This window comes from Microbacterium californiense (assembly GCF_047246625.1).
Taxonomy (GTDB): Bacteria; Actinomycetota; Actinomycetes; order Actinomycetales; family Microbacteriaceae; genus Microbacterium.
The window spans coordinates 1,531,210-1,553,484 of sequence record NZ_JBFOKQ010000001.1 but is presented as its reverse complement, the minus strand read 5'-3'; the positions used below and the strand labels follow the sequence as shown (position 1 = coordinate 1,553,484).

The window sequence follows — 22,275 nt, the reverse complement described above, 5'->3', positions numbered from 1 at the left end:
TTTCGGGAGCGGGTCAGACGAGGGAGCGGAGGCGGTGGCCGCGGACTGCGTCGAGGGCGGCCCGCAGCAGCCACGACAGGGCGGCGAGTCCGATGGCGCTCGCCGCGACGGAGGCACCGGCGGCGGTCGCGGCGTACCACGAGACCAGCAGGCCGATGAGGACGGCGAGGATGCCGAGGGTCGAGGCCAGGATCATGCGCGACGGGATGCGGCGGGTCCACGGCGACGCGGCGACGGCGGGCGCGAGGAGGAGGCCGACGACGAGCATCGAGCCGACGGCCTGGTAGGAGGCCACCACCGCGAGGGTCACGAGACCGACCAGCGCGGCCTGCGCCAGCCGCGGGCGGAGGCCGAGCGCCGACGCGATGCGCCGGTCGAGGGCGAGGGCGACGAACGGGCGGTGACACAGGGCGGCGACGGTCACGCCCAGCGCCGTCGCCCCGGCGAGCAGCATCAGATCGTCCGGGCCGATCGCGAGGATGTCGCCGAAGAGGATCGCCGTCGCGTCGGTCGCGAAGCTGCCCGAGTGAGACACGATGATCACGCCGACGGCGAGCATCGCGACGAACAGCAGCCCGATGCTGGTGTCGTACGACAGCTTTGCCCGCCGCTGCAGCGCTCCGATGCCGAAACTCATGGCGATCGCGCTCAGTGCGCCTCCCGCCAGCACGGGCAGCGAGAGCACCGTCGCGAGGGCGACGCCCGGCAGCATGCCGTGGGCCAGCGCCTCGCCGAGGAACGCCATGCCGCGGATGACCACCCACGTCCCCACGACCCCGCAGAGCACGGCCACGAGGCTGCCGCCGATCAGCGCCCGTGACAGGAAGTCGAGGGCGAAGGGCGCGAACAGCGCAGAGGGGGAGAAGGTCACGGGATGTGAGCGTAACTGTATTTGAGAATGATTATCAAATTCAGGAGAATGAAGCCATGCCCGTTCCTTCCCGACCGCTTCCGGTCGCCCGCCTCCGCCGCGCGCGCGTCTCGTTCGGCGGGCACGACGCCCTCGTCGACATCGACCTCGACGTGCACGGAGGACGGATCGCCGTGATCGTCGGATCCAACGGCGCCGGAAAGTCGACCCTGCTCGAGGCGCTCGCCGGCACGCGCGACCTCGACGCCGGATCGCGGGAGGCGGCGTCATCCCTCGCCGTCGTTCCGCAGACCGCCGCTGTCTCGTCTCGCCTGCCGGTCTGCGTGCGCGACGTCGTCGCGGTCGGCGCGTGGGGGCGACGGGGTGCCTGGCGCCGGCTCGACGCGGAGGCTCGCGGGGCGATCGGAGAGGCGATGCGCCGGATGGACGTCGACGACCTCGCCGCCGCCTCGTTCGCCGCGCTCTCGGGTGGACAGCGGCAGCGGACGCTGCTCGCCCAGGGTCTCGCGCGCGGCGCCGACCTGCTCCTCCTCGACGAACCGACGACGGGGCTCGACGCCGCGAGCGCCGAGCGCATCCGCGAGGTGATGAAGGCGGAAGCCGCGAAGGGCGTCGCGGTCGTGTGCGTCTCGCACGATCCGGCGGTGATCGCCGACGCCGACGAGGTGATCCGGCTCGCGGACGGACGACGCGTCGACCCGCGTCCGAAGGAGTAACCTGCACAGGGGGCTTCCGGATCGCTCCCCGCACCACGCCATGACGACTGAGCCCACCCACGCACAGACCGCACCTTCCGACGACGCGAGCACCGAGCCCGCTGCCGTGGAGCCGGTGATCGAAGAGGTCGCGGCCGACCTGCAGACCGCGCTCGACGACCGCGACTGGAGCCGCGCGGTGCGCCTCGTCGGCATGCACTGGTCGATGCTGCTCGACGAGCCCGGCGATCGCCTCGACCACGCGCTCCGGGCCATCCCCCTCAACGCGTTCGAGCAGGACGCCCGAGCGGCGGCGGTGCGCGACATCCGCCTGCACTCCTCCGCGGACGCGGTGGACCGGATGCTGGGGACGGCCTCCCTCCCCGACGCCGACGACCTCGCCAAGCTCGAGGCCATCGCCCGCTCGGACCGCGCACTGAGCCTGCTCAGCGTCGCCTCCTCCCGCATGATCGCGCTCCGCGTGCGCGGCCGGCTGTCCCGCGCCATCCGGCTCGCCGGTCTCGTGGAGCGCTTCAGCCGCATCGCCGTCGTCCACCAGCCGGCGCTCGTCGCGAGTCGCGTGCCCGCGGCACTGCTCCACGCGGGCATCACCCGCGGACTCGCCGACGACCTGTCCGGTGCGGTGCTCGCACTGCGCGACGCGTTCGAGCGAGCACCCGAATCCCGCGCGCCCTACGTGGAGCGGGATGCCGCCGGCAAGTCGGCGCTGTTCCTCGCGCTCGGCGGTGACGTCGCGCAGGCCGGCGTCTGGCTCGAGCGCCACGACCGCGCGCCGGAGGCCCAGGGCTGGTACCGGCCACGCATCGCGCTCACGGCCGACGTCGCGCGCGCCCTGATCGCCACGGAGGGCCTGCGCCGGGCGGATGCCGCAGCCGCCGTGAACCGCCTCGATCAGCCGGTCAACGCGGAGCAGGGCTGGGGCCCCGCGGTGTCGTACGCCCGCGCGCGCCACGCCCTCGCGTGGGGGGATCGGCTCGGCGCCGTGGAGGCGCTGCGCCTCGACCGTGAGCGATACGCGGACTGGCTCGGCGAGGACTCGACCCTCGGTCCGCTGCTCATGCAGGCGGAGGTCGACCTCCTCCTCTCCCTCGGCCAGACCCAGCAGGCGAAGCGGGCCGTCGACGGACAGGCCGAGCATCCGGCCGGGCACGTGGCCCGCGCCCGCATCGCGCTCCTGGAGGGCGACCTCGTGGGGGCCTCCCGCCGTTCGGCAGCCGCTCTCGGCCAGTCACTGACCACCCGAGGGCGCGTCGACGCCCTGGTGGTGCACGCGCTCGCGAGCGAGTGGCGCGGCACGGCCGACGCCGGTGTCGCGGCGCGCACCGATCTCGTCGCCGCCGTCCGCGACCGGGGGCTGCTGCTCGCGGCGCTCGCGGTGCCCGAAGAGAGCCGCGGCGGGCTCGACGACCTCCTGCCCGAGGCGCACGGCGCCCGCGACACGCTGCGGGCCGACCCCGACCGCATCCGCATCACCCCGCAGCAGCAGCTCGTGCTCGACGGCCTGGCGCAGGATCTCAGCATCCGCGAGATCGCGGCCGCGCAGCACCTGTCGATCAACACGGTCAAGTCGCACGCCCGCGCGCTGTACCGCCGACTCGAGGTCACGACCCGCGACGAGGTCGTGGCCCGTGCCTACGAGCTCGGTCTGCTCTGACCGCGGTCGCGCAGAGAACGTCCCACACCGGCTCGTGCGAGCGCGGCTGCGAGAAGGCGCGAGAGTCCCGCGGCGACCAGCTCGCCGGCGATCCGGCCCGCGAGGGTTCCGATCACGAGCAGGGGCGTGAGGTGCTCCGGCGAGAACACGCTCAGCGAGATCGCGAACAGCGCGGCCCCCGATACGACCGCGGCCGCGGCGTAGCGGAGCTCGACGCGACGTGACGATCCGTCGGCCCGCCACACCACGAGATCGATGAGCGCGCCGGCCAGCACGAGCGGCACGACGACGATCGCCCCCGCCGCGTTCGTCGCCGCCACGAAGACCGAGGCGATCGACGCGGTGACCAGCGCCGTGCCGGGCACGCCCGTGAGGCGGCGGGCGAGGAACGGGAGGATGCTGTGCACGCCGGCGACCAGGCCGTAGAGCGGCGGTGAGAGGGGGGCGAGCAGCGTCAGCAGCGGCACGGTCGCGAGGTGCGCGAGCAGGTGCACGGCCGCCAGGGCCGCGCAGATCAGGAGGACGCGGGTCGACCACCGGTCACGGATATGCGGGAATGCCACGTCTTCCGACAGTAGTGCGTCTCCCGCCGCGCCCGTTCCTAAGAAGATTCACCCGCGATTCACCCGCGATCGACCGTCATGAAACGCCCCCTATCTCGTCCTATATATGGCGCGGTTCTGCACACCGGGGGGTGATGCGGCGCCGCGCGAGCGCGACGACGGGCTTCGGATCCACTGGGGAGATCCGAAGCCCGCGTGCGTGAGGAGGTGGTGGCCGTCGTCCTGGGGAACGGCGCCGCCACCTCCTTCGGGGACACTCAGTGGGCGACCGTCTTTCCCGACGACTTCTCGTCCTTCGGCTTCGGGTCCTTCTTGCCGTTGCTGAAGCTCGGCGGACCCTGCTGCGAACTCGCCTCCTCGGAACGGCTCGTGCTCGGCCCGTTCTCGGCCTCGGGCGCGACGTCGGGCTCGACCGGCTGCGGCTGCGTACCGGTCGGGACCGTCGGGGTCGCGGCATCCACCGGTTCGGACGTCGGCTCGGACACTGGTGCGGCGGACGGCCGGACCAGTGTCGTCGCCCCCGCACGGGCGACATCGCTTCCTCCGGGCACCATCACCGACGCTCCGACGGCGAGGGTACCGGCGACGAGGGCGGCGCTCGCCGCCCACAGCGCGCGCCGAGCGCGCGGGCGTCGTGCCGGAGCGGATGCCGCGGGCACGACTTTCGTGGTCTCCGTCTCGGCGTCGCTGCCGCCGTTCGGCGCCGCCGAGGGTTCGAGCACGGCCGCGGGCGCGGCCACGTGCACCGCCCGCCGCGTACCCGCGGTCTTCTGCGGCAGATCCCGCACGGCATCCGCCACCTCGCGAGAGGACGGCCGTTCCCCGGGATCGAGGCGGGTCATCCGCTCGAGCAGTCGGCGCCACTCGGGAGCGACCGAGTCGGGGATCGACGGGGCGGCCTGCAGGCGGGCCACGGCGGAGGCGACCCCGCCCCCGTGGTACCCGTGCTCCCCGGTGAGCGCCTCCAGGAGCACGAGGCCGAGCGAGAAGACGTCCACGGCGGGCGTCGGGTCGGCGTCGCGCAGCTGCTCCGGCGCCATGTAGGCGAGGGTGCCCATCATGAGTCCGGGGGTGGTGACCCGCGGGCTGTCCATCGAGCAGGCGATCCCGAAATCGGCGAGCTTCGCGATCCATCGGCCGCCGTGCCGGGGTGGGGCGAGGAGCACGTTCGACGGCTTCACGTCGCGATGCACGATGCCGGTCGCATGCGCGGCGGCGAGGGCTTCGGCGAGATCGCGGGCGATCTGCGCGACCTCGTGAGGGGCCAGCGGTCCCGACGCCATGCGGGTGGCCAGGGTCGGGCCGTGCACGAACTCCATGACGAGGTACTGCGGACGGCCGGGATCCAGCTTCGCGTCGAAGAGCGTCACTAGCGAGGGGTGGCTGACCGACGCGAGCAGGGCCTTCTCGGTGTGCGCGCGATCCGCGGCATCCGCCACGGCATCCTCGTCGCGGATCATCTTCACCGCGACCGTGCGACCGAGATGGATGTCCTGCGCCCGGTAGACGGTGGCCATCCCGCCTTTGCCGACCGGCTCCTCCAGCAGGTATCGCCCGTCGAGGAGCGGCGCCGTCGGCGCGGAGGCCTCCACCATGTCGCTCCTCGCTGCCGTCTTCCCGATCTCGTGTCGACCTCGAACCTACGGTCGGCTCGGCGGCACGACATACCCCTTGACGCGGAGCCCGAAGGCTGATTCGACTGTGCGAGCGTTCCGTCGCGGATGCCGTATCCCCACGCGGTTCGACCGCCCGGCTCTTGCGCGGGGGTCCGCAGTGCGTCGACCTACGCCGGTCGCGCCGACCTGTCAACGGGTAGCCGTCCGGCGGCGATCGCGGCGACGCTGGAATCCTCACCACGACCAGAGGAGAGCACCATGTCGAACCCGGAGCAGTTGATCAATTCCGTCAGCTCGCAAGAGCCCGTCATCCTCCCGGAGCAGGAGGAGCTGGTCGACAACGACGACACCACACTCCCCGACGACGACGTCCGGCCCGAGGGCGCAAGCGACGAACCCCTCGACGCCGGCACCAACACCGACCCCGACCTGGGCGTCGCCGACTCGCCGGCGGAGGTCGAGGAGGAGGAGGGCGACGAATGAGCGGCTTCGAGAACCAGGGCATGAGCTCGCCGAACACGCAGATGCCCGGAGGCTCCGACGCCGAGGCCCGCATCCGGGAGCTGCTCGAGCAGCGCGAGCGTGACGGCGCCGGCGTGGACGAGGTTCCCGCCGGCGGCGGCGGCGCGGACTCCGGCTCGGCCGCCGCGGTCGGCGTCGACTCCGACACGGAGGAGCGCGCCTCGGAAGAGGTCGAGTCGTACAACTCCGAGCACAACGACGAGCCCGGCCTGGGCAACCGCGGTCGCGACTGACCCCGGTCCCCGGTCCCTGAGCGAGGAGCGCAGCGACGAGACGAAGGGCGTCCGCGTGAGGCGTCCTTCGTCTCGCTGCGCTCGCTCAGGAACCGGGGTGCAGGACGACCTTGATGCAGCCGTCCTCCTTCTTCTGGAACGTGCTGTACAGACCCGGCGCGTCCTCGAGCGGCGCGTGGTGCGTGGTCAGATCCATGACGCCGAGCGGGTCGCTGACGTCTTCGACGAGCGGCAGCAGCTGGTCGACCCACCGCTTGACGTTGCACTGGCCCATGCGCAGGTTCAGCTGCTTGTCGAACATGGTCTTCATCGGCAGGATGTCGGCGTCGCCCGCGTACACGCCGCTGAGCGAGACCGTTCCGCCGCGGCGCACGGTGTCGATGGAGGCGTAGACGGCGGCGAGCCGGTCGACGCCGGCCTTGTCCATCATCTGGCGCGCGAACGCGTCGGGGAGCAGGCCGACCGCCTTCTGCAGGAACGAGACGCCCGAGTTGCCGTGCGCTTCGAGGCCCACGGCATCCACCACTCCGTCCGCTCCGCGGCCCTCGGTGAGGTCGCGCAGCTCGTCGACCACCGAGTCGGTCAGGTCGAAGGTCTCGATGCCGTGGCGCTCGGCCATCGCGCGCCGCTCGGGCACGGGCTCGACGGCGAGCACGCGGTAGCCGCGGTGCCGTCCGATGCGGGCGGCGAACTGGCCGACGGGCCCCAGGCCCATGACGACCAGGGTGCCGCCCTCGGGCACCTGGGCGTACTCGACCCCCTGCCACGCGGTGGGCAGGATGTCGCTGAGGAAGAGGTAGCGCTCGTCGGGCAGATCCTGCGCGACCGGGATGTGGTTGTAGTCGGCCAGCGGCACCCGCAGGTACTCGGCCTGGCCGCCGGGCACCTGGCCGTAGAGCTTGGTGTACCCGAACAGCGAGGCGCCGCTGCCGTACTCGCGCACCTGCGTGGTCTCGCACTGAGACTGCAGGCCGTTGCGGCACATGAAGCAGTGCCCGCACGAGATGTTGAACGGGATCACGACGCGGTCACCGGGCTTGAGCGTGTTCACCCCCGAGCCGACCTCGACGACGACGCCCATCGGCTCGTGCCCGAGGATGTCGCCCCGGTCGAGGAACGGCCCGAGCAGTTCGTACAGATGCAGATCGGAGCCGCAGATCGCCGACGAGGTCACCCGGATGATGGCATCCGTCGGTTCCTGGATGACGGGATCCGGCACCTCCTCGACCGTCACGTCGCGGGTTCCCTGCCAGGTGAGTGCCTTCATCGTGTCCTCCGTCTCGGATGTGGTCGGGCTCCACGTTCGCCTGCCAGCCGGCATCCGCCCACCCGCTTGACACCGCCCCGGGGAGGATGCTTGCCTGCGTTCGCGCCGTCGACCCCGTGACGGTGGGTAGGGTCGTCGCATGACGGATCAGACACCCACCCGTACGTCCGAACCACCCGCCGAGATGCCCGCGATCGATGCGGTCGGCGGTCCGGCATCCGACCCCTCGTCGATGGTCGACGTCACACTGCCGACGCCCTCGCCGACGGGGCACGATCTGCTCGTCGAGGTCGACGCGGTCTCGGTGAATCCCGTCGATGTGAAGAACCGCGCTCGACCCCGGCCGTCGGACGAGCCGCGGGTGCTCGGTTTCGACGCGGTCGGCCGCGTGGTGGCCGTGGGCGAAGGCGCGCACCGGTTCGCCGTCGGCGACCGGGTGTTCTACGCGGGTCAGGTGAACCGGCCCGGGTCCGACGCGCGATTCCAGCTCGTGAACGAGAACATCGTCGGTCCGGCCCCGCGGACGCTGTCGGATGCTGAAGCCGCCGCCGTCCCGCTGACGGCGATCACGGCGTGGGAGGCGCTGTTCGACCGGCTCGGACTCGCCGCCGACAGCGAGGGCACGCTCCTCGTGATCGGTGCGGCCGGCGGGGTCGGCTCGCTCGTCATCCAGTTCGCGAAAGCCCTCACCCGGCTCACGGTCATCGCGGTGGCGTCGCGCCCGGAGTCGGCCGAGTGGGTCACCGACATGGGCGCCGACCACGTCGTGGGCCGCGACTTCACGGCCGACGTGCGGAGGATCGCCCCGCACGGCGTCGACTACGTCTTCACCTCGTTCACGCCGGGCAACATCGACGCGATCGCCGAGGTCATCCGCCCGCGCGGCGAGGTCGTGTCGATCGACGAGACCGGCGGCAGCATCGACGCCCTCAAGGCCAAGAGCGTCACGTGGCACTGGGAGCTGATGTTCACCCGGCCGATCCACGAGCCGGAGGACTCGTTCCAGCACGAGCTCCTCACCCGGGTCGCGGGGCTGCTCGACGAGGGCACGATCCGGTCGACCCTGACCACGCGGCTCAGCCCGCTCGACGCCGCGACCCTGCGCGAGGCGCATCGCCTGGTCGAGACCTCGCAGACCATCGGGAAGGTCGTCGTCACCCGCGACTGACGCCGTGCGACGGCGTGTCGTGCGCGATCTCCGAAGTTGTGCTGGCGCGAGACCGGGTCGGACCCGGGGCAGGCTCAGACCGCGGCGACCCTGCCCTGCAGGGCGTGCACCACCGGAGCGAGCTCGGGCTGGGCGACCGCGTCGGCGAGCGCGCGTTCGAGGGTCTCGTCGTGGATCGGATGCGCCTCGTCGTACAGGGCGCGTCCGGCGGCGGTGAGCTCGGTGTAGATGCCGCGTCGATCATCGGCGCACAGGATGCGCGTGAGCAGACCGCGGTCCTCGAGACGGGTGACCAGGCGGGTGGTGGCGCTGGGGCTCAGCGCGGTGGCGCGCGCCAGCTGCTGCATCCGCATGTGCCATCCGTCCTGCCGGCTCAGGGCGTCGAGCACCGTGTATTCGACGACGGACAGGCCGGCGGATGCCGCGAGGGCACGCTCGAGCTCGGCTTCGATGATGCCGTGCAGCGCGGCGAGAGTTCGCCATCCGCGCGCGCGAATCTCGACGGCGTCGTCCGAGATGCCCATGGTGACCTCCGAGATAGTTGCTTGCGCAAATTACTTGCGTGTGCAAACATTGCCTTCCGGACGCAATATCCCGCGTCTGCAACTACTTTAGCAGAGCACCTCGGAGCACACCCATGCCACTCGGACTTCTCGCCCTCGCCGTCGGCGCCTTCGGAATCGGACTCACCGAGTTCGTGATCATGGGCCTCCTGCCCGAGGTCGCCGCCGACTTCGCCGTGACGGAGGCGACCGCCGGCTGGCTCATCTCGGGCTACGCGCTCAGCGTGCTGGTCGGAGCGCTCGGCCTCACCGCGGCGACCGTGCGGCTGCCGCGCAAGGCCGTGCTGCTCGGCCTTCTCGTGCTGTTCATCGCGGGCAACGCCATCACCGCCGTGGCGCCCGACTACTCGGTCGCGATGATCGGCCGGATCGTCGCCGCCCTGTGCCACGGCGCGTTCTTCGGGATCGGCTCGGTCGTCGCCTCCGAGCTCGTGGCGCCCGACAAGAAGGCGCGCGCGATCTCGATCATGTTCACCGGCCTCACGGCCGCCAACGTCCTCGGAGTGCCGCTCGGCACGTTCATCGGCCAGCAGTTCGGCTGGCGCGCCACGTTCTGGGTGATCTCCGTCATCGGGGTCGTCGCCTTCGCGGGCATCGCGGCACTCGTCACCGCGCCGCGTACCGACGGCGCCGCCGTGAGCCTGCGGCGCGAGCTCGCCGCCTTCCGCTCCGGGCAGGTGTGGCTGTCGCTCGTCGTCACGGTGCTCGCCTTCGGGGGCATGTTCGGCGCGTTCACCTACATCGCCTACACGCTGACGGGCGTCGCGGGCTTCGCCGACGAGGCCGTGCCGTGGCTGCTCGTGCTGTTCGGCATCGGACTCGTGGTGGGCAACGCCGTGGGCGGACGCCTCGCCGACCGGTCGATCGACCGCACGCTGCTCTGCTTCATCGCGGCGCTCGCCGCGGTGCTCGTGGCGTTCGGCCTGCTGGCCGGGTCGCAGCCCGCCACCCTGGTGATCCTCGTGATCATGGGAGGCTTCGGCTTCGGGACGGTCCCGGCACTGCAGAGCCGCATCATGCGGTACGCCGGCGGCGCGCCGACCCTCGCCTCGGGGGCCAACATCGGCGCCTTCAACGTCGGCAACGCGCTCGGCGCCTGGGCCGGCGGCGTCGGCATCGCGGCGGGCTTCGGCTACACCGCGCCGATCTGGATCGGGGCCGCGATCACGGCATCCGCCCTGGTCGTCATGGCGTTCGCCGCCGCGGGCGCCCGCCGCACCGCCCTCGCCGCGCACCGCGACACCCCCACGGCGACCCTGGAGACCGTCTCGGCCTGATCCGGACGTCGAGCGCCCTTCGTCTCGTCGCTGCGCTCCTCGCTCAGGAACCGGTGTCGTCCGCACCCGCTCCTTCCGCACCCGCACCGCTCGCCCGGGAACCGGTGGCCGCGCGAGCGGGGCGACGCAGGGTCACTGCGCGCGCATGAACTCCTCGGCGGCGCGCACCTGCTCCTGCGTGGGACGGATGCCGGTGTACAGCACGAACTGCTCGAGCGCCTGCCGCGTCGCCACCTCGGCGCCGCTGATCACGGTCTTTCCGGCGGCGCGACCGGCTCGCACGAGCGGGGTCTCGGCGGGCAGCGCCACGACGTCGAACACGACGGATGCCGCGGCGATCGCGTCTTCCGCGAAGGAGAGCGTGTGCTCCTCGGGGCCGCCGGCCATGCCGAGGGGCGTGACGTTCACGAGGATGTCCGCCGTCGCGTCGCCCACCTCGCCGCGCCACCCGAAGCCGTAGAGCTCGGCGAGCGCCCGTCCGGCCTGCTCGTTTCGCGCGACGATGGTCACCGCCGTGAAGCCCGCGTCCCGGAAGGCCGCGGCGGTCGCCTTCGCCATCCCGCCGGATCCGCGCAGCAGGACGGATGCCGAGGCGTCGAGCGCGTTCTCCTCGATGAGCTGCGCGATCGCGGTGTAGTCGGTGTTGTACGCCGTGAGCACGCCGTCGTCGTTCACGATCGTGTTCACCGACTCGATCGCCGTCGCGGAGGGGTCCATACGGTCGACCAGCGCGATGACGTCTTCCTTGTAGGGCATGGAGATCGCGCAGCCCCGGATGCCGAGGCCCCGCACACCGGCGATGGCCTGGCCGAGGTCGGTCGGCGCGAACGCCTTGTAGATCCAGTTGAGATCGAGGGCCTCGTAGAGGAAGTTGTGGAAGCGCGTGCCGTTGTTGCTCGGTCGTGCGGACAGCGAGATGCACAGCGTCATGTCTTTGTTCAGCATGGTCACCGGACCAGGCTACCCAGACGCTCGGTCACCGCGGATTCGGGGGAGGCGGGGCGACGGATGGTGCCTCCGTGCTGTTCGCCCTGCCTCCGCCCGAAACCTGCGATCCGTGCGGATCCTTCCCTCCACCCGCGCACCTCCCGCCGCCGAAATCTCTCCGTGGCGGGAACGCGCTCCCTTCCCCTAGGGTGAAGATGCATGCACAAGGGGATCGATCGTCTCCGTCTTTCCCCAGAAGACGGACAGCCTTCCCCAGAGGCAAGACGATCCGTGCATGCGATTGGGCCCTCTCGAGTAGTTCAGTCCCCAATGGGCTACTCGAGGGGGCCGCTGTCTTCATCTTCGCACCTTTTTCGTGATTTGTCCCCCAAATGGGGGACAAAGAACAGAAAAAAGATATATGGTGGACCCTGACGCACCCTCCGGTCGTCTTCGGCCCTCATCGCTCCCCCCGCGGTGAGGGCCACACCATTTCCCGAGGAGGGTCCGTCCCGGCGGCTCCGCCGCTGTCTCGTCCGGCACGCCGGATGCCGGAGGCGCTCAGGCCGGCGGTCCCGCATCCGGCGTGCTGACCCGCACGTCGCCAATATGCCGGTCATGCAACATTTGGGTTACCTTCTGATCGGGGCTATTGCCCGCGGGCACTGCTCCACTAGCGTTAGCGATGTCGGTGCATCCCTGCGTCGGCTATTTTTTCCAGCAGAACAGGCAGTACATGAGCACCCAGGGCACGGTCAAGTGGTTCAACTCGGAGAAGGGCTTCGGCTTCATCTCCCCCGACGACGGAGGCGCTGACGTCTTCGCGCACTACTCCGCCATCCAGTCATCCGGCTACCGGTCTCTCGAAGAGAACCAGCGAGTCGAGTTCGACGTCGCGCAGGGTCCCAAGGGCCTGCAGGCAGAGAACATCCGCCCCGTCTGAGGGCGGCAGGAGTACGGACTCCCCGACCGGATCCGCCGCGCGCGGCATCCGGCGGGGAGTTCTGTGCTTTCCGGGCCCGGATCGGATGCCGGCACCCGGTCAGGGCAGCAGCAGTGCCCGCAGCTCGTCGACGGAGGCGACGCGGAACGCCGCGTCGTCGCCCTCGTGCGGTTCGCTGAAGCCCCAGCCGACGAAGACCACCGGCACGCCGTTGGCATTGCCGCCCTCGACGTCGTGATGACGGTCTCCGATCAGCACGGGGCGTGAGGTGTCGGCTCCCCGCGCAGCCAGGCGGCGCAGCGCCTCGGCGACGATGTCGGTCTTCGATGCGAGCGTCGCCTCGTCGGGCGTCGCGCCCACCGTGGTGAGGAAGGCCGGGCGCAAGCCGAAGTGATCGATGAGCGCGTCGACCTGCATCTCGGGCTTCGAGCTGGCGGTGGCCTGGGGGATGCCTGCCGCGTGGACGTCGTGGATGAGCGCGGTCACGCCGGGGTAGGTCGTGACGTCGGTGGTGTAGCCGTCGGCCTTGCCGAGGGTGCGGTAGAACGCCACGGCCTCGGTGGACTCCGCCGGGGTCATCCCCGCCTGGTCCTGGAACGACTGGAACATGGGTGGCCCGATCCAGTGCACGAGCTCCTCGCGCGTCGGCGCGTGGTGGCCGAAGTGGGTCAGCGCGACATCGAGCCGGCGGAGGATGCCGACGGAGGCGTCGACGATGGTGCCGTCGACATCCCACAGCACGCACGAATAGGGGGAAGAGGCCATGCCCTCCAGCCTATGGGCAGCGGGAGAGCGCGACGGCGCCGGTGCACAGACGTGCAGCACCGGCCCCCGGCACCCCTTCCCTCGGACGAGTGGGGGTCAGAACAGGCGGGGGATGCCCGACTCGATGCCCTTCATGTCGTCGTAGTCGAGCACGAGACAGCGGATGCCGCGGTCCTCGGCGAGCACGCGCGCCTGGGGCTTGATCTCCTGCGCCGCGAACACGCCCTGCACGGGCGAGAGGTGGGGGTCGCGGCCGAGGAGCTCGAGGTAGCGGGTCAGCTGCTCGACACCGTCGATGTCACCGCGGCGCTTGATCTCGACCGCGATGGCGGCGCCCTCGGCATCCCGCACCAAGAGGTCCACCGGACCGATCGCCGTCGGGTACTCCCGGCGCACGAGGGTCGCGCCCTCCGAGATGCGCTCGACCTGTTCGGCGAGGAGGCGCTGCAGGTCGGCCTCCACGCCGTCCTTCTGCAGGCCCGGATCGATGCCGAGGTCGTGCGAGGAGTCGTGGATCACCTCGTAGATCTGCACGCGCAGCGCGTCGCCCGTCTTCTTGTGCGTCACCCGCCACACCTCGACGACGCCCGCGGTGGCCTCCTCCTCGCCCGGTTCCTCGGTGGTGAGGGAACAGGGCGGGCTCATCCAGTTCAGCGGCTTGTAGCTGCCGCCGTCGGAGTGCACGAGCAGACTCCCGTCTCCCTTGTGCACGAGCAGACGCGTGGCGAGCGGGAGATGGGCGTTGAGCCGGCCGGTGTAGTCGACCGAGCAGCGGGCGATGACGAGACGCACCCGACGAGCCTACTTCGTCGCCGCGATCTTCTCGTCGTCGCGCAGGGGGCGTGCCGCCCCGGAGAACAGGCCGGATGCCACGACGAGGGCGACCAGGATGAACAGCGTGTTGAGCAGGCCGATGTGCTCGCTGATGAAGCCCAGCACCGGAGGGCCGCCGAGGAACGCGACGTAGCCGATGGTCGCGGCCGCGCTCACGCGGGCGGCCGCCTTGGCAGGGTCGTCGGCCGCGGCGGACATGCCGAGCGGGAAGCCGAGGGAGGCGCCGATACCCCAGAGCGCGGCGCCGACGAGCACGAGGGGGAACGTCGGGGCGAGGATGAACAGCAGCACGCCGCCGGCTGCCGAGACCGCGAGCACCCGCAGCACGGGCACGCGACCGAACCGGTCGACCAGCGGACCGCCGAACAGCCGCACCACCGTCATGCCCACGGAGAAGACCGCGAGGGCGACGGCGCCGGTGCCCGTCTCGAAGCCGTGGCCCTGCTCGGTGCCCAGGGCGATCCAGTCGTTCGCCCCGCCCTCGGCGAAGGCCATGCCGAGCATCACGACGCCCAGCAGATACGTGCGCGGCTCCCGCCAGGCCTCGAGCGCGATGTGCAGCCGCTCGCGCCAGTGCCGCTTCTCCTCGGGCTCGGGGTCGAGCGCCGCCTCGCGCACGGGCACCTGGGTGAAGCAGACGACGGCGAGGAGCGCGAGCAGCACGCCCATGATGCCGGCGTGCACGACGACGGTCAGGCCGAGCAGCGCGGCGAGGGCCCCGACCCCCGCGCCGATCACGGTGCCGAAGCTGAAGAAGGCGTGGAACACCGGGAGCACCGTGCGCCCCGTCTGCTGCTCGATCGCGGTCGCCTCGACGTTCATCATCACGTCGAGGCAGCCGTTGCCGAACCCGAAGAGCGCCATGCCGATCAGCACCACGGGAACCGAGGCCAGAACCGTCGAGCCGACGCCGACCAGCGCGATGCCCGTCGAGAACATGAGCATCGTCAGCAGCATCCCTCGTCGAGCGCCGGTGCGCGCCATGACGGCAGGGCTGATCGAGATGCCGATGATGGATGCGATGCCCATGCCGAGCAGGATCAGGCCGACCTGCGCGTTGTCCAGATCGAGGTCGGCTTTGATGCTGGGCACGCGGGACGCCCAGGTCGCGACCGAGAGGCCGCTGGCGAGGAAGATCGCGAAGATCGCGGCGCGCCAGCGCACGAACTGGGAGCGGGTGAGGGCGGACACCATGACGGCCAGCCTATCGAAACGATTCGAGCAGGCGGAAGCCGAAGCTATCCTCGGAGTATGACGAGTCAGGAGCCCGCCCGGCGCGCGACCATCGCCGACGTCGCGCGGGAAGCCGGCGTCGCGATCTCGACGGCCTCGGTGGTCTTCAGCGGCAAGGCGAAGGTCGCCGAGGCGACCCGCGAGCGCGTGCTCGCGGCGGCATCCGCCCTCGGCTACGCCGGACCCGACCCGCGCGCCGCCTCCCTCCGCCTGGGGCGCAGCGGCATCGTCGCGGTGGTCTTCGAGGGGCACCTGCGGCACGCCTTCCTCGACCCCGTGACCACCGCCATGATGGACGGTCTCGCCGACGGACTGGCCGAGCTCAGCGCCGGCATCCTGCTCATGCGCGACCGCGCCGGCGACGACGGCTCGACCCTCGCCCATGCCCCCGTCGACGCCTACGTGCTGATCGGCTGGTCCGGCCGCACCCGCGAATCGGTGCAGACCGTGCGCGGCCGCGGGCTGCCCGTGGTCGTGATCGAGGGCGACCCGGGCGACGCCACCATCCCGCGCATCGCGCTCGACAACACCGCCGCCTCGGCCGCCGTCGCCCAGCACGTGCACGACCTCGGCCACCGCGACGTGGCGCTGGTCACCCTCACCCTCGACGGCGAGCGACGTCGCGGACCCGTCACGGCCGAGCGCCTCGCGTCGGCGACGGTCGGGGTGACCGTCGACCGGCTGGAGGGCATGCGGCAGGTCTTTCCCGACGCCCCGGCGATCTCTGCGGCGGGAAGCTTCATCGACGAGGGCATCGCGGTCGGACGGATGCTGCTCGCCGACGCCGAGACCCGGCCCACGGCGATCCTCGCGCAGAGCGACCTGCTCGCAGTCGGCGTCATCCGCGCGGCAGAGGAGCTGGGGCTGCGGGTGCCCGAGGACGTCTCGGTCGCGGGCTTCGACGGCATCGCGATCGACGGCATCGGCGGACGCTCACTCACGACGAGCGTGCAGCCGGCGGTCGAGAAGGGGCGGGCCGCGGGCGAGCTGGTCGCCCGGATGCTCGCAGGCGAGGCTGGTGAGACCCAGAACCTGCACTGCCGGTTGCGCATCGGCACCACGACCGCTCCGCCGTCCCGCTGACGGCGCGCGGTGCGCGAAGCGAAGGAGATCTCGCGATCTGAAGGAGCATCCGTCCACTTCCCTCCTTCGTTTCGCGAGACCTCCTTCATCCGGGCCGCCCCTCAGCCGACCCAGGTCCGGCTGTAGGTGAGGTTCCACGTGCCGAAGCCGAGGCATCCGGAGTTCACGCGGAACGACCCTCCGTGGTGCAGCGTCACATAGACGTCGTGCCGGTACGGCGCGATGTAGTTGCACGTCACCGTCAGCTTGATCCGGGCGCCTGCCCGGGGGTTCGCCGGCCGGCAGCTCCCTACGATGGTGCCGTTGCTCAGGACCCCGGTGAGGTAGAGCGAGGAGCACGACGCATTGCTCCGCAGTCGGGCGAGCGCCGTGTCCGTGCGCGCGCCGATTGCTGCCGACGCTGTGGCGGAGGACGTCGAGGACGGGGACGCCGAAGCGGGCGCTGCTCCGAGGACGGACCCCGTGACGACGATCGCCGCGAGGAGGACTTTCTCGATGCTGTGTCGGATCTTCATGAACGCTCCTGGTGTGTGAAGGGCCGGGCGCGGTGACCCGGTCTGGCACACGTGGTCTAGCAGGCCGAGCGGGCCTCCGCGGGGTCCGAGGCGAAGAGCGCGGGAAACCCTTATGCGGCGGGTGGTGGAGATCCGACCGGCCTTCAGGTTCAGCTGTGCGCCGGGCCGAGGGGCAGCAGTGCGTCGCCGAAGTCCACGATGCGGTAGCGGCCGCAGTCGACGACGTCGTCCGGCACCGCTGCCACGGGAAGGTCCCACGGCACGGTCTGTGCGTCCTCGATGAGGAACGACACGGCGGCGGCATCGAAGTCGGTGCGGTTCACCAGCCAGGCGTACCCCTGCAGCCGGTGGTCCACCTGCACGAGCTGCGCAGGGTCGTCGAGGTGCAGCTTCGGCAGACGGACGGTCCAGAACTGACCGGCGCCGGTGCGGCCGGCGGTGTCGACCCAGTCGGTCACGCACGCCAGATCGGCATCGGGACGCTGGGCGGCCGCCGCCAGTCGAGGGATGCTGAAAGCCCCGCCCACGAGCACGGCGAGGCCGACGATCACGGCGAGCGATCGGCGGAACGACGGGGGAAGGGCCCAGGCGCGGGGAACGGCGAGGAGGGCCAGGACCGGCGCGAACGCGATCGGCTGGAGGTAGCGGGACGCGTGCGTGCCGAGCGCGATCGCCCCGATGACCACGAGCACGGGGACGAGCCAGGCGGCGGTCGCGACGAACCGCGACCCGGCCTCCGTCGCGCGAGAGGTCGACCATGCCGCGAGGCCGAGCAGGGCCAGCAGCACGAGGGCCGCCAGCACTCCGAGCGGAGTCGACAACCGCTCCGCGAGAAGGCCGCCGTACGTGGCCATCGACTCCCTCCACCGTTCCGGCTGCGCATAGCCGGCACCGGTGTTCGCGATCCATGCCGCGAACGGAATGCGGAGCAGGAGGCCGCCCGCCGACGCGAGGATGAGGATGCCGAGCAGCACGCCTGCGCGCTTCCGATGTTCGCTGCAGAAGGAGAAGATCGCGAGGAGCACGGAGAGCGGAACCGTCGCCCACGCCGCGTACAGCGGGTTGGAGAAGGCCGAGATCACGGCGATCACGGCGAGGGCCACGGCGAGGACCGTGGCCGACTTCGCGCGGTCCAGGGCCCGGCGCAGGACGCCGATCGTCATCACGACGCCGATGACGGTCGCGGAGTAGTAGGTCGTCATTAGCTGCAGCGACGCCGGCTCGAGCGCGTCACGCGACGCCGAGGACTCGGTCATCGCGAGCAGACCGACGACGCCGAGGGCGACCACCGACCAGGCGACCGGCGCGAAGCCCTCACTACGCCGCCCCGCGGTGAGCCGGAGGGCGCCGTAGAGCCCGAGCAGGTTGAGCACCGCGGTCAGGGCGAGCAGGCCGTCCGCCTCCAGCGGCACCAGGGCGTCGAGCGCCACGAAGACCGCCGTCTCGGGTACGAAGAGCACGGACGACATCGCCCAGTCGAGCGGCTCCCCCGACAGCACCGATCGCGAGAGAAGCGCGACGATCAGAGAGTCCCCGTCGCGGAACAGCAGCTCGGCGCGCGCCGACGATGCGACGGTCGCGGCGGTGAGCAGCGCGACGGCGGAGGCCAGCATCCACCCCGCCAGCTCCCGCACCCACACCCGCGTCACTCGCCTACTCTCCCACGGCGTCCGTCGTACCGTGCGTGCGCGCTCCGGTCCCTGACGAAGGGCGTCGTGGTGCCGGTGACGTCCTTCGTCTCGCTTCGCTCGCTCAGGAACCGGTGGAGGGGGGATCCGGTCCCTGACCGAGGAGCGGAGCGACGAGACGAAGGGCGTCGTAGAACCGGGGGCAGGGGCGTCGTGGAACCGGTGGAGGGGGAGCGGCCTAACGGTTCCCTAACGCCCGGTAGACTGGGAGGACACCCGCCCGCCTGTGCCGTCTCTCGGCCGACGAGCCCCGAGGAGCCGCGTATATGCTGACGCTCCTCGCCGTGTTCCTCCTCGGGTCTCTTCTGATGCCCGTTCTGGTGCGCTGGCTGGGATCGCAGGCATTCGTGATCGCCGCACTCATTCCCGCTGCGGCATTCGTCCACGCGCTCGTCATGACGCCGCAGGTGATCGAGGGCGACTCCCCGTTCGCCTCGGTCGAGTGGATCCCGCAACTGAACCTGTACCTGTCGATGCACATGGACGTGCTGGGCTGGATCATGACGTTGATCGTCACCGGCGTCGGCGCCCTCGTGCTGCTCTACTGCCGCTGGTACTTCCGCGACGACTCGGCCGGCATCGGCCAGTTCGCGGGCGTGCTCCTCGGTTTCGCGGGCGCGATGTACGGCCTGGTCCTCACCGACGATCTGGTGATGCTCGTCATGTTCTGGGAGGTGACGAGCATCCTCTCGTACCTCCTGATCGGTCATTACCGCCGCCGCGCGGCCAGCCGGCGTGCCGCCCTGCAGGCCCTGCTGGTGACGACCCTCGGCGGCCTGGTGATGTTCATCGGCGTCGTGCTCCTCGTGGTGTTCGCCGGCACCTCGAGCATCCGGGAGATCCTCGAGCTCGCGCCCACCGGGCCGATCGTGGATGCCGCGATCGTCATGCTCCTCGTCGGGGCGATCAGCAAGTCGGCGATCTTCCCCTTCCACTTCTGGCTCCCCGGAGCGATGGCCGCGCCCACCCCGGTGAGCGCGTATCTGCACGCGGCGGCCATGGTGAAGGCCGGCATCTACCTGATCGCCCGCTTCGCCCCGATCTTCGCGCTGAGCGCGCCGTGGCGGCCGATCGTCATCAGCCTCGGCATCCTCACCATGCTGATCGGCGGCATCCAGGCGCTGCGCGAGACAGACCTCAAACGCATCCTCGCGTTCGGTACGGTCAGCCAGCTCGGCTTCTTCTCTGTCGTCGTCGGCTACGGCACGCAGGCCGCGGCGCTGGGCGGCCTCGCGCTGGTGCTCGGCCATGCCCTCTTCAAGTCGGCGCTCTTCCTGATCGTCGGCGTGATCGACCGCCAGCTGTCGACCCGAGACATCGGCGAGCTCTCCGGCGTGGGTCGTCAGGCCCCGGTCATGGCTACCGCCGCGTTCATCTCCGTCGCCTCGATGGCCGGCATCGCGCCGACGCTCGGCTTCGTCGCGAAGGAGTCGACGCTCACCGCCTTGCTCGACGACGCGATCGGCGGATCTCCGTGGGGTCTGGTCGCCCTGATCGGGGTCGTGCTCGGTTCCATGCTCACGGCGGCATACGGCGTGCGCTTCCTCTGGGGAGCGTTCTGGACCAAGCGCGACGAGCGTGGAGATCGGATGCCGGACACGGCCTGGCCCGACCCGCCGGTCGGCTTCCTGTCAGCGCCGATCCTGCTCGCCGGAGCGACCCTCGCGCTCGGCATCGGTGCTCCGGCGCTCGACGTCGCGCTGCAGGGCTACGCGAAGACGGCGACGCCCGGCCTCGACGCTGAGGGGGTCGCGGTCGAAGGACCGGGGCACCTCGCCCTCTGGCACGGACTCGAGCCCGCCCTCGGCATCTCGATCCTCACGATCCTGCTGGGCATCGGCCTGTTCTGGCTCACCCGCGTCACCGGGTGGGATCGCAAGGCGCGACTGCTGCCGTTCACGGCATCCGACGCCTACTACCTCGTGGTGCGCGGTATCGACCGCCTCTCGGTCCTCAGCACGACGCTCACGCAGCGCGGCTCGCTGCCCGTCTACGTCGGCACGATCTTCGTCGTGTTCGTCGCGGCCGAGATCACGGCGCTCGTCGCGTCCGACATCGACCGCTTCCAGCTCTCCGCCTGGCATACCCCGGCACAGATCGTGGTGGCCCCGATCATGGCCGCCGCGGGGGTCTTCGCCGTCCAGGCGCAGAAGCGGTACACCGGGGTGGTGCTGGTCTCGGTCACGGGTCTCGGCATGGTGGTGCTCTTCGCGACGAGCGGCGCGCCCGACCTCGCGCTGACGCAGATCCTCGTCGAGACGGTGACTCTGGTCACCTTCGCCCTGGTGCTCCGGCGGCTGCCGTCGAAGCTGGGCGAGCACAACGCCTCGGTCGGGCGCATCCCGCGCGCGCTCCTCGCGATCGGCGCGGGACTCACGATGGCGCTCGTGGCGGTCGTCGCCACGCAGTCTCGGGTGGCGGAGCCGATCTCGACGGCCTTCACCCAGCTCGCCTACGAGATCGGGCACGGGAAGAACGTCGTCAACGTGGCCCTCGTCGACCTGCGCGGGTGGGACACCATGGGCGAGCTCTCGGTGCTCGTGCTCGCCGCCACCGGCGTCGCCTCGCTCGTGTTCGTCACGCACCGGGCCGACCTGCTGGCCGCCACCCGCAACCTGCCCAAGGCCAAGCGCCGTGCCGCCCGGCGTCGCCCCCTCGTGGAGACCACCGAGGGCGTGCGGTTCCAGACCTCCGAGAACGAGAACAGTCCGCGCGCCTGGCTGGTCGGCGGGCAGAAGATGAAGCCGGAGAACCGATCGCTGCTGCTCGAGGTGATCGTCCGCATCCTCTTCCACACCATCATCGTGGTGTCGATCTTCCTGCTCTTCTCGGGCCACAACCTTCCGGGCGGCGGCTTCGCCGGCGGTCTCGTCGCGGGCATGGCCCTGGTCATGCGCTACATCGCCGGCGGGCGGTGGGAGCTCGGCGCCGCCGCGCCGACGGATGCCGGTCGCCTCCTCGGCGCCGGGCTCATCCTGGCCGTGGGCTCTGCGGTGCTGCCGCTGTTCTTCGGACTCGCGCCCCTCACGAGCACCTTCTGGGAGTGGGAGATCCCCGGCTTCGGGCACATGGAGTTCGTCACCTCGACCATCTTCGACATCGGGGTCTACCTCGTCGTCATAGGGTTGGTCCTCGACGTCCTGCGCAGCCTCGGCGCCGAGGTCGACCGTCAGACCCAGGCCCTGCGCACCGGTCAGACCGGGACCCAGCGCGACGGGCGGGTGCGCATCTGATGGACGTGTCGCTCACCCTCATCGTCATCATGGCGGTCCTGTTCGCCTGCGGTGTGTACGCGATGCTCGAGCGCAGCCTCACGCGCGTGCTGATCGGCTTCCTGCTTCTCGGCAACGCCGTGAACCTGCTGCTGCTCATCGTCATGGGGGTGCCGGGGAGCGCCCCGTTCTACGGCACCGAGGGCGAGATGAGCGACCCGCTGCCGCAGGCCCTCACCCTGACCGCGATCGTCATCACGTTCGCCGTGTCCGCGTTCCTGCTCGCGCTCATCTACCGCTCCTGGCAGCTGGGTCAGGCCGACACCGTCGCCGACGACGAGGCCGATATCGCCCTGCGTCAGCGCACGGACGCCGACGAAGACCTCATGGACGACGAGAGCGATGTGGCCGACGACGAGGCCACGACCGACTTCGTCGGCGTGCAGACCGCGCCCATCACCGTGCTGCACATGCGCGACCACCCCGCGATCCACGACGACGCCCCCGTCGACCGGGCCGACCCCTATCCCCTCGACGATCAGGTCGACGAAGAGCAGTCCGTCGCGGAGGAGACCCCGACCGAGGGTGCTCCTGCCGCGGACGGCCTCTCCCAGGAAGCCTCGTC

20 protein-coding genes and 1 pseudogene are annotated in these 22,275 nt (G+C 71.0%); 10 read left to right on the top strand and 11 right to left on the bottom strand.

Translation table 11 applies throughout. The annotated features are described in order from the left end of the window. Positions 1-13 precede the first annotated feature (13 nt). A complete protein-coding gene (gene aztB / locus AB3M82_RS07375) occupies positions 14-871 on the bottom strand; it encodes a zinc ABC transporter permease AztB (protein WP_412956716.1) in 858 nt (285 codons plus the stop codon). A gap of 56 nt (positions 872-927) precedes the next feature. Between aztB and aztA the strand changes: the two genes are divergently transcribed. Beyond that, on the top strand, positions 928-1,587 hold the full coding sequence (gene aztA, locus AB3M82_RS07370; protein WP_412956715.1) for a zinc ABC transporter ATP-binding protein AztA: 660 nt from the start codon (positions 928-930) through the stop codon (positions 1,585-1,587). Between the two features lie 40 nt (positions 1,588-1,627). After that, positions 1,628-3,241, top strand: a complete 1,614-nt coding sequence (locus AB3M82_RS07365; RefSeq protein WP_412956713.1) for a LuxR C-terminal-related transcriptional regulator — start codon at positions 1,628-1,630, stop codon at positions 3,239-3,241. Here AB3M82_RS07365 and AB3M82_RS07360 read toward each other — a convergent pair. Together AB3M82_RS07360 and AB3M82_RS07355 are read right to left on the bottom strand one after the other, a co-directional pair. Beyond that, a complete protein-coding gene (locus AB3M82_RS07360) occupies positions 3,220-3,804 on the bottom strand; it encodes a hypothetical protein (protein WP_412956711.1) in 585 nt (194 codons plus the stop codon). The genes AB3M82_RS07365 and AB3M82_RS07360 overlap by 22 nt on opposite strands. A gap of 257 nt (positions 3,805-4,061) precedes the next feature. After that, the gene (locus AB3M82_RS07355; protein ID WP_412956709.1) at positions 4,062-5,399 is read right to left on the bottom strand and encodes a serine/threonine-protein kinase; all 1,338 of its coding nucleotides are present in this window, start codon (positions 5,397-5,399) and stop codon (positions 4,062-4,064) included. A 279-nt stretch (positions 5,400-5,678) separates the two neighbouring features. On the opposite strand from AB3M82_RS07355, the gene AB3M82_RS07350 reads away from it, so the two are divergent. Further along, a complete protein-coding gene (locus tag AB3M82_RS07350; RefSeq protein WP_412956708.1) occupies positions 5,679-5,903 on the top strand; it encodes a hypothetical protein in 225 nt (74 codons plus the stop codon). After that, complete coding sequence (locus AB3M82_RS07345; RefSeq protein WP_412956707.1) at positions 5,900-6,175, top strand: hypothetical protein; 276 nt, start codon at positions 5,900-5,902, stop codon at positions 6,173-6,175. The genes AB3M82_RS07350 and AB3M82_RS07345 overlap by 4 nt, the downstream gene beginning before the upstream one ends. Before the next feature lie 85 nt (positions 6,176-6,260). Here AB3M82_RS07345 and AB3M82_RS07340 read toward each other — a convergent pair whose 3' ends face one another. Then, positions 6,261-7,442: an alcohol dehydrogenase catalytic domain-containing protein gene (locus tag AB3M82_RS07340; RefSeq protein ID WP_412956706.1), complete on the bottom strand. Its 1,182-nt coding sequence runs from the start codon at positions 7,440-7,442 to the stop codon at positions 6,261-6,263. A gap of 139 nt (positions 7,443-7,581) precedes the next feature. On the opposite strand from AB3M82_RS07340, the gene AB3M82_RS07335 reads away from it, so the two are divergent. Further along, on the top strand, positions 7,582-8,610 hold the full coding sequence (locus AB3M82_RS07335) for a zinc-binding alcohol dehydrogenase family protein (protein ID WP_412956704.1): 1,029 nt from the start codon (positions 7,582-7,584) through the stop codon (positions 8,608-8,610). A gap of 74 nt (positions 8,611-8,684) precedes the next feature. Here the strand turns inward: AB3M82_RS07335 and AB3M82_RS07330 are convergent, their stop codons facing one another. Further along, a complete protein-coding gene (locus AB3M82_RS07330; RefSeq protein ID WP_412956703.1) occupies positions 8,685-9,134 on the bottom strand; it encodes a MarR family winged helix-turn-helix transcriptional regulator in 450 nt (149 codons plus the stop codon). Between the two features lie 113 nt (positions 9,135-9,247). Here AB3M82_RS07330 and AB3M82_RS07325 point away from each other — a divergent pair, with 113 nt between their 5' ends. Then, positions 9,248-10,450, top strand: coding sequence for an MFS transporter (locus tag AB3M82_RS07325; RefSeq protein WP_412956701.1), 1,203 nt, complete (start codon positions 9,248-9,250; stop codon positions 10,448-10,450). A gap of 132 nt (positions 10,451-10,582) precedes the next feature. Here the strand turns inward: AB3M82_RS07325 and AB3M82_RS07320 are convergent, their stop codons facing one another. Further along, a complete protein-coding gene (locus tag AB3M82_RS07320) occupies positions 10,583-11,401 on the bottom strand; it encodes a shikimate 5-dehydrogenase (protein ID WP_412956700.1) in 819 nt (272 codons plus the stop codon). Positions 11,402-12,113: 712 nt separating this feature from the next. Between AB3M82_RS07320 and AB3M82_RS07315 the strand changes: the two genes are divergently transcribed. Further along, the gene (locus tag AB3M82_RS07315; RefSeq protein WP_017203899.1) at positions 12,114-12,320 is read left to right on the top strand and encodes a cold-shock protein; all 207 of its coding nucleotides are present in this window, start codon (positions 12,114-12,116) and stop codon (positions 12,318-12,320) included. Positions 12,321-12,419: 99 nt separating this feature from the next. Here the strand turns inward: AB3M82_RS07315 and AB3M82_RS07310 are convergent, their stop codons facing one another. The 3 genes from AB3M82_RS07310 to AB3M82_RS07300 form a co-directional block, all read right to left on the bottom strand. After that, positions 12,420-13,085 (bottom strand): HAD hydrolase-like protein, encoded by a 666-nt coding sequence (locus AB3M82_RS07310; protein WP_412956699.1) that lies wholly within the window; start codon positions 13,083-13,085, stop codon positions 12,420-12,422. 96 nt (positions 13,086-13,181) lie between these two features. Beyond that, positions 13,182-13,877 (bottom strand): endonuclease NucS, encoded by a 696-nt coding sequence (gene nucS / locus AB3M82_RS07305; RefSeq protein ID WP_412956696.1) that lies wholly within the window; start codon positions 13,875-13,877, stop codon positions 13,182-13,184. A 9-nt stretch (positions 13,878-13,886) separates the two neighbouring features. Continuing rightward, the gene (locus AB3M82_RS07300; RefSeq protein WP_412956694.1) at positions 13,887-15,113 is read right to left on the bottom strand and encodes an MFS transporter; all 1,227 of its coding nucleotides are present in this window, start codon (positions 15,111-15,113) and stop codon (positions 13,887-13,889) included. A 57-nt stretch (positions 15,114-15,170) separates the two neighbouring features. Here AB3M82_RS07300 and AB3M82_RS07295 point away from each other — a divergent pair, with 57 nt between their 5' ends. Next, positions 15,171-16,235, top strand: a complete 1,065-nt coding sequence (locus AB3M82_RS07295) for a LacI family DNA-binding transcriptional regulator (protein ID WP_412956692.1) — start codon at positions 15,171-15,173, stop codon at positions 16,233-16,235. 101 nt (positions 16,236-16,336) lie between these two features. Here AB3M82_RS07295 and AB3M82_RS07290 read toward each other — a convergent pair whose 3' ends face one another. Both AB3M82_RS07290 and AB3M82_RS07285 read right to left on the bottom strand, forming a co-directional pair. Then, positions 16,337-16,750, bottom strand: coding sequence for a hypothetical protein (locus AB3M82_RS07290; RefSeq protein WP_412956691.1), 414 nt, complete (start codon positions 16,748-16,750; stop codon positions 16,337-16,339). 149 nt (positions 16,751-16,899) lie between these two features. After that, a complete protein-coding gene (locus AB3M82_RS07285) occupies positions 16,900-18,399 on the bottom strand; it encodes a hypothetical protein (protein WP_412956690.1) in 1,500 nt (499 codons plus the stop codon). Between the two features lie 305 nt (positions 18,400-18,704). On the opposite strand from AB3M82_RS07285, the gene AB3M82_RS07280 reads away from it, so the two are divergent. Beyond that, positions 18,705-21,671 (top strand): Na+/H+ antiporter subunit A, encoded by a 2,967-nt coding sequence (locus AB3M82_RS07280; protein WP_412956688.1) that lies wholly within the window; start codon positions 18,705-18,707, stop codon positions 21,669-21,671. Continuing rightward, a pseudogene (locus AB3M82_RS07275) lies at positions 21,671-22,180 on the top strand (Na(+)/H(+) antiporter subunit C); the annotation flags it as partial. The gene AB3M82_RS07280 and the pseudogene AB3M82_RS07275, both read left to right, overlap by 1 nt. Positions 22,181-22,275: the final 95 nt, after the last annotated feature.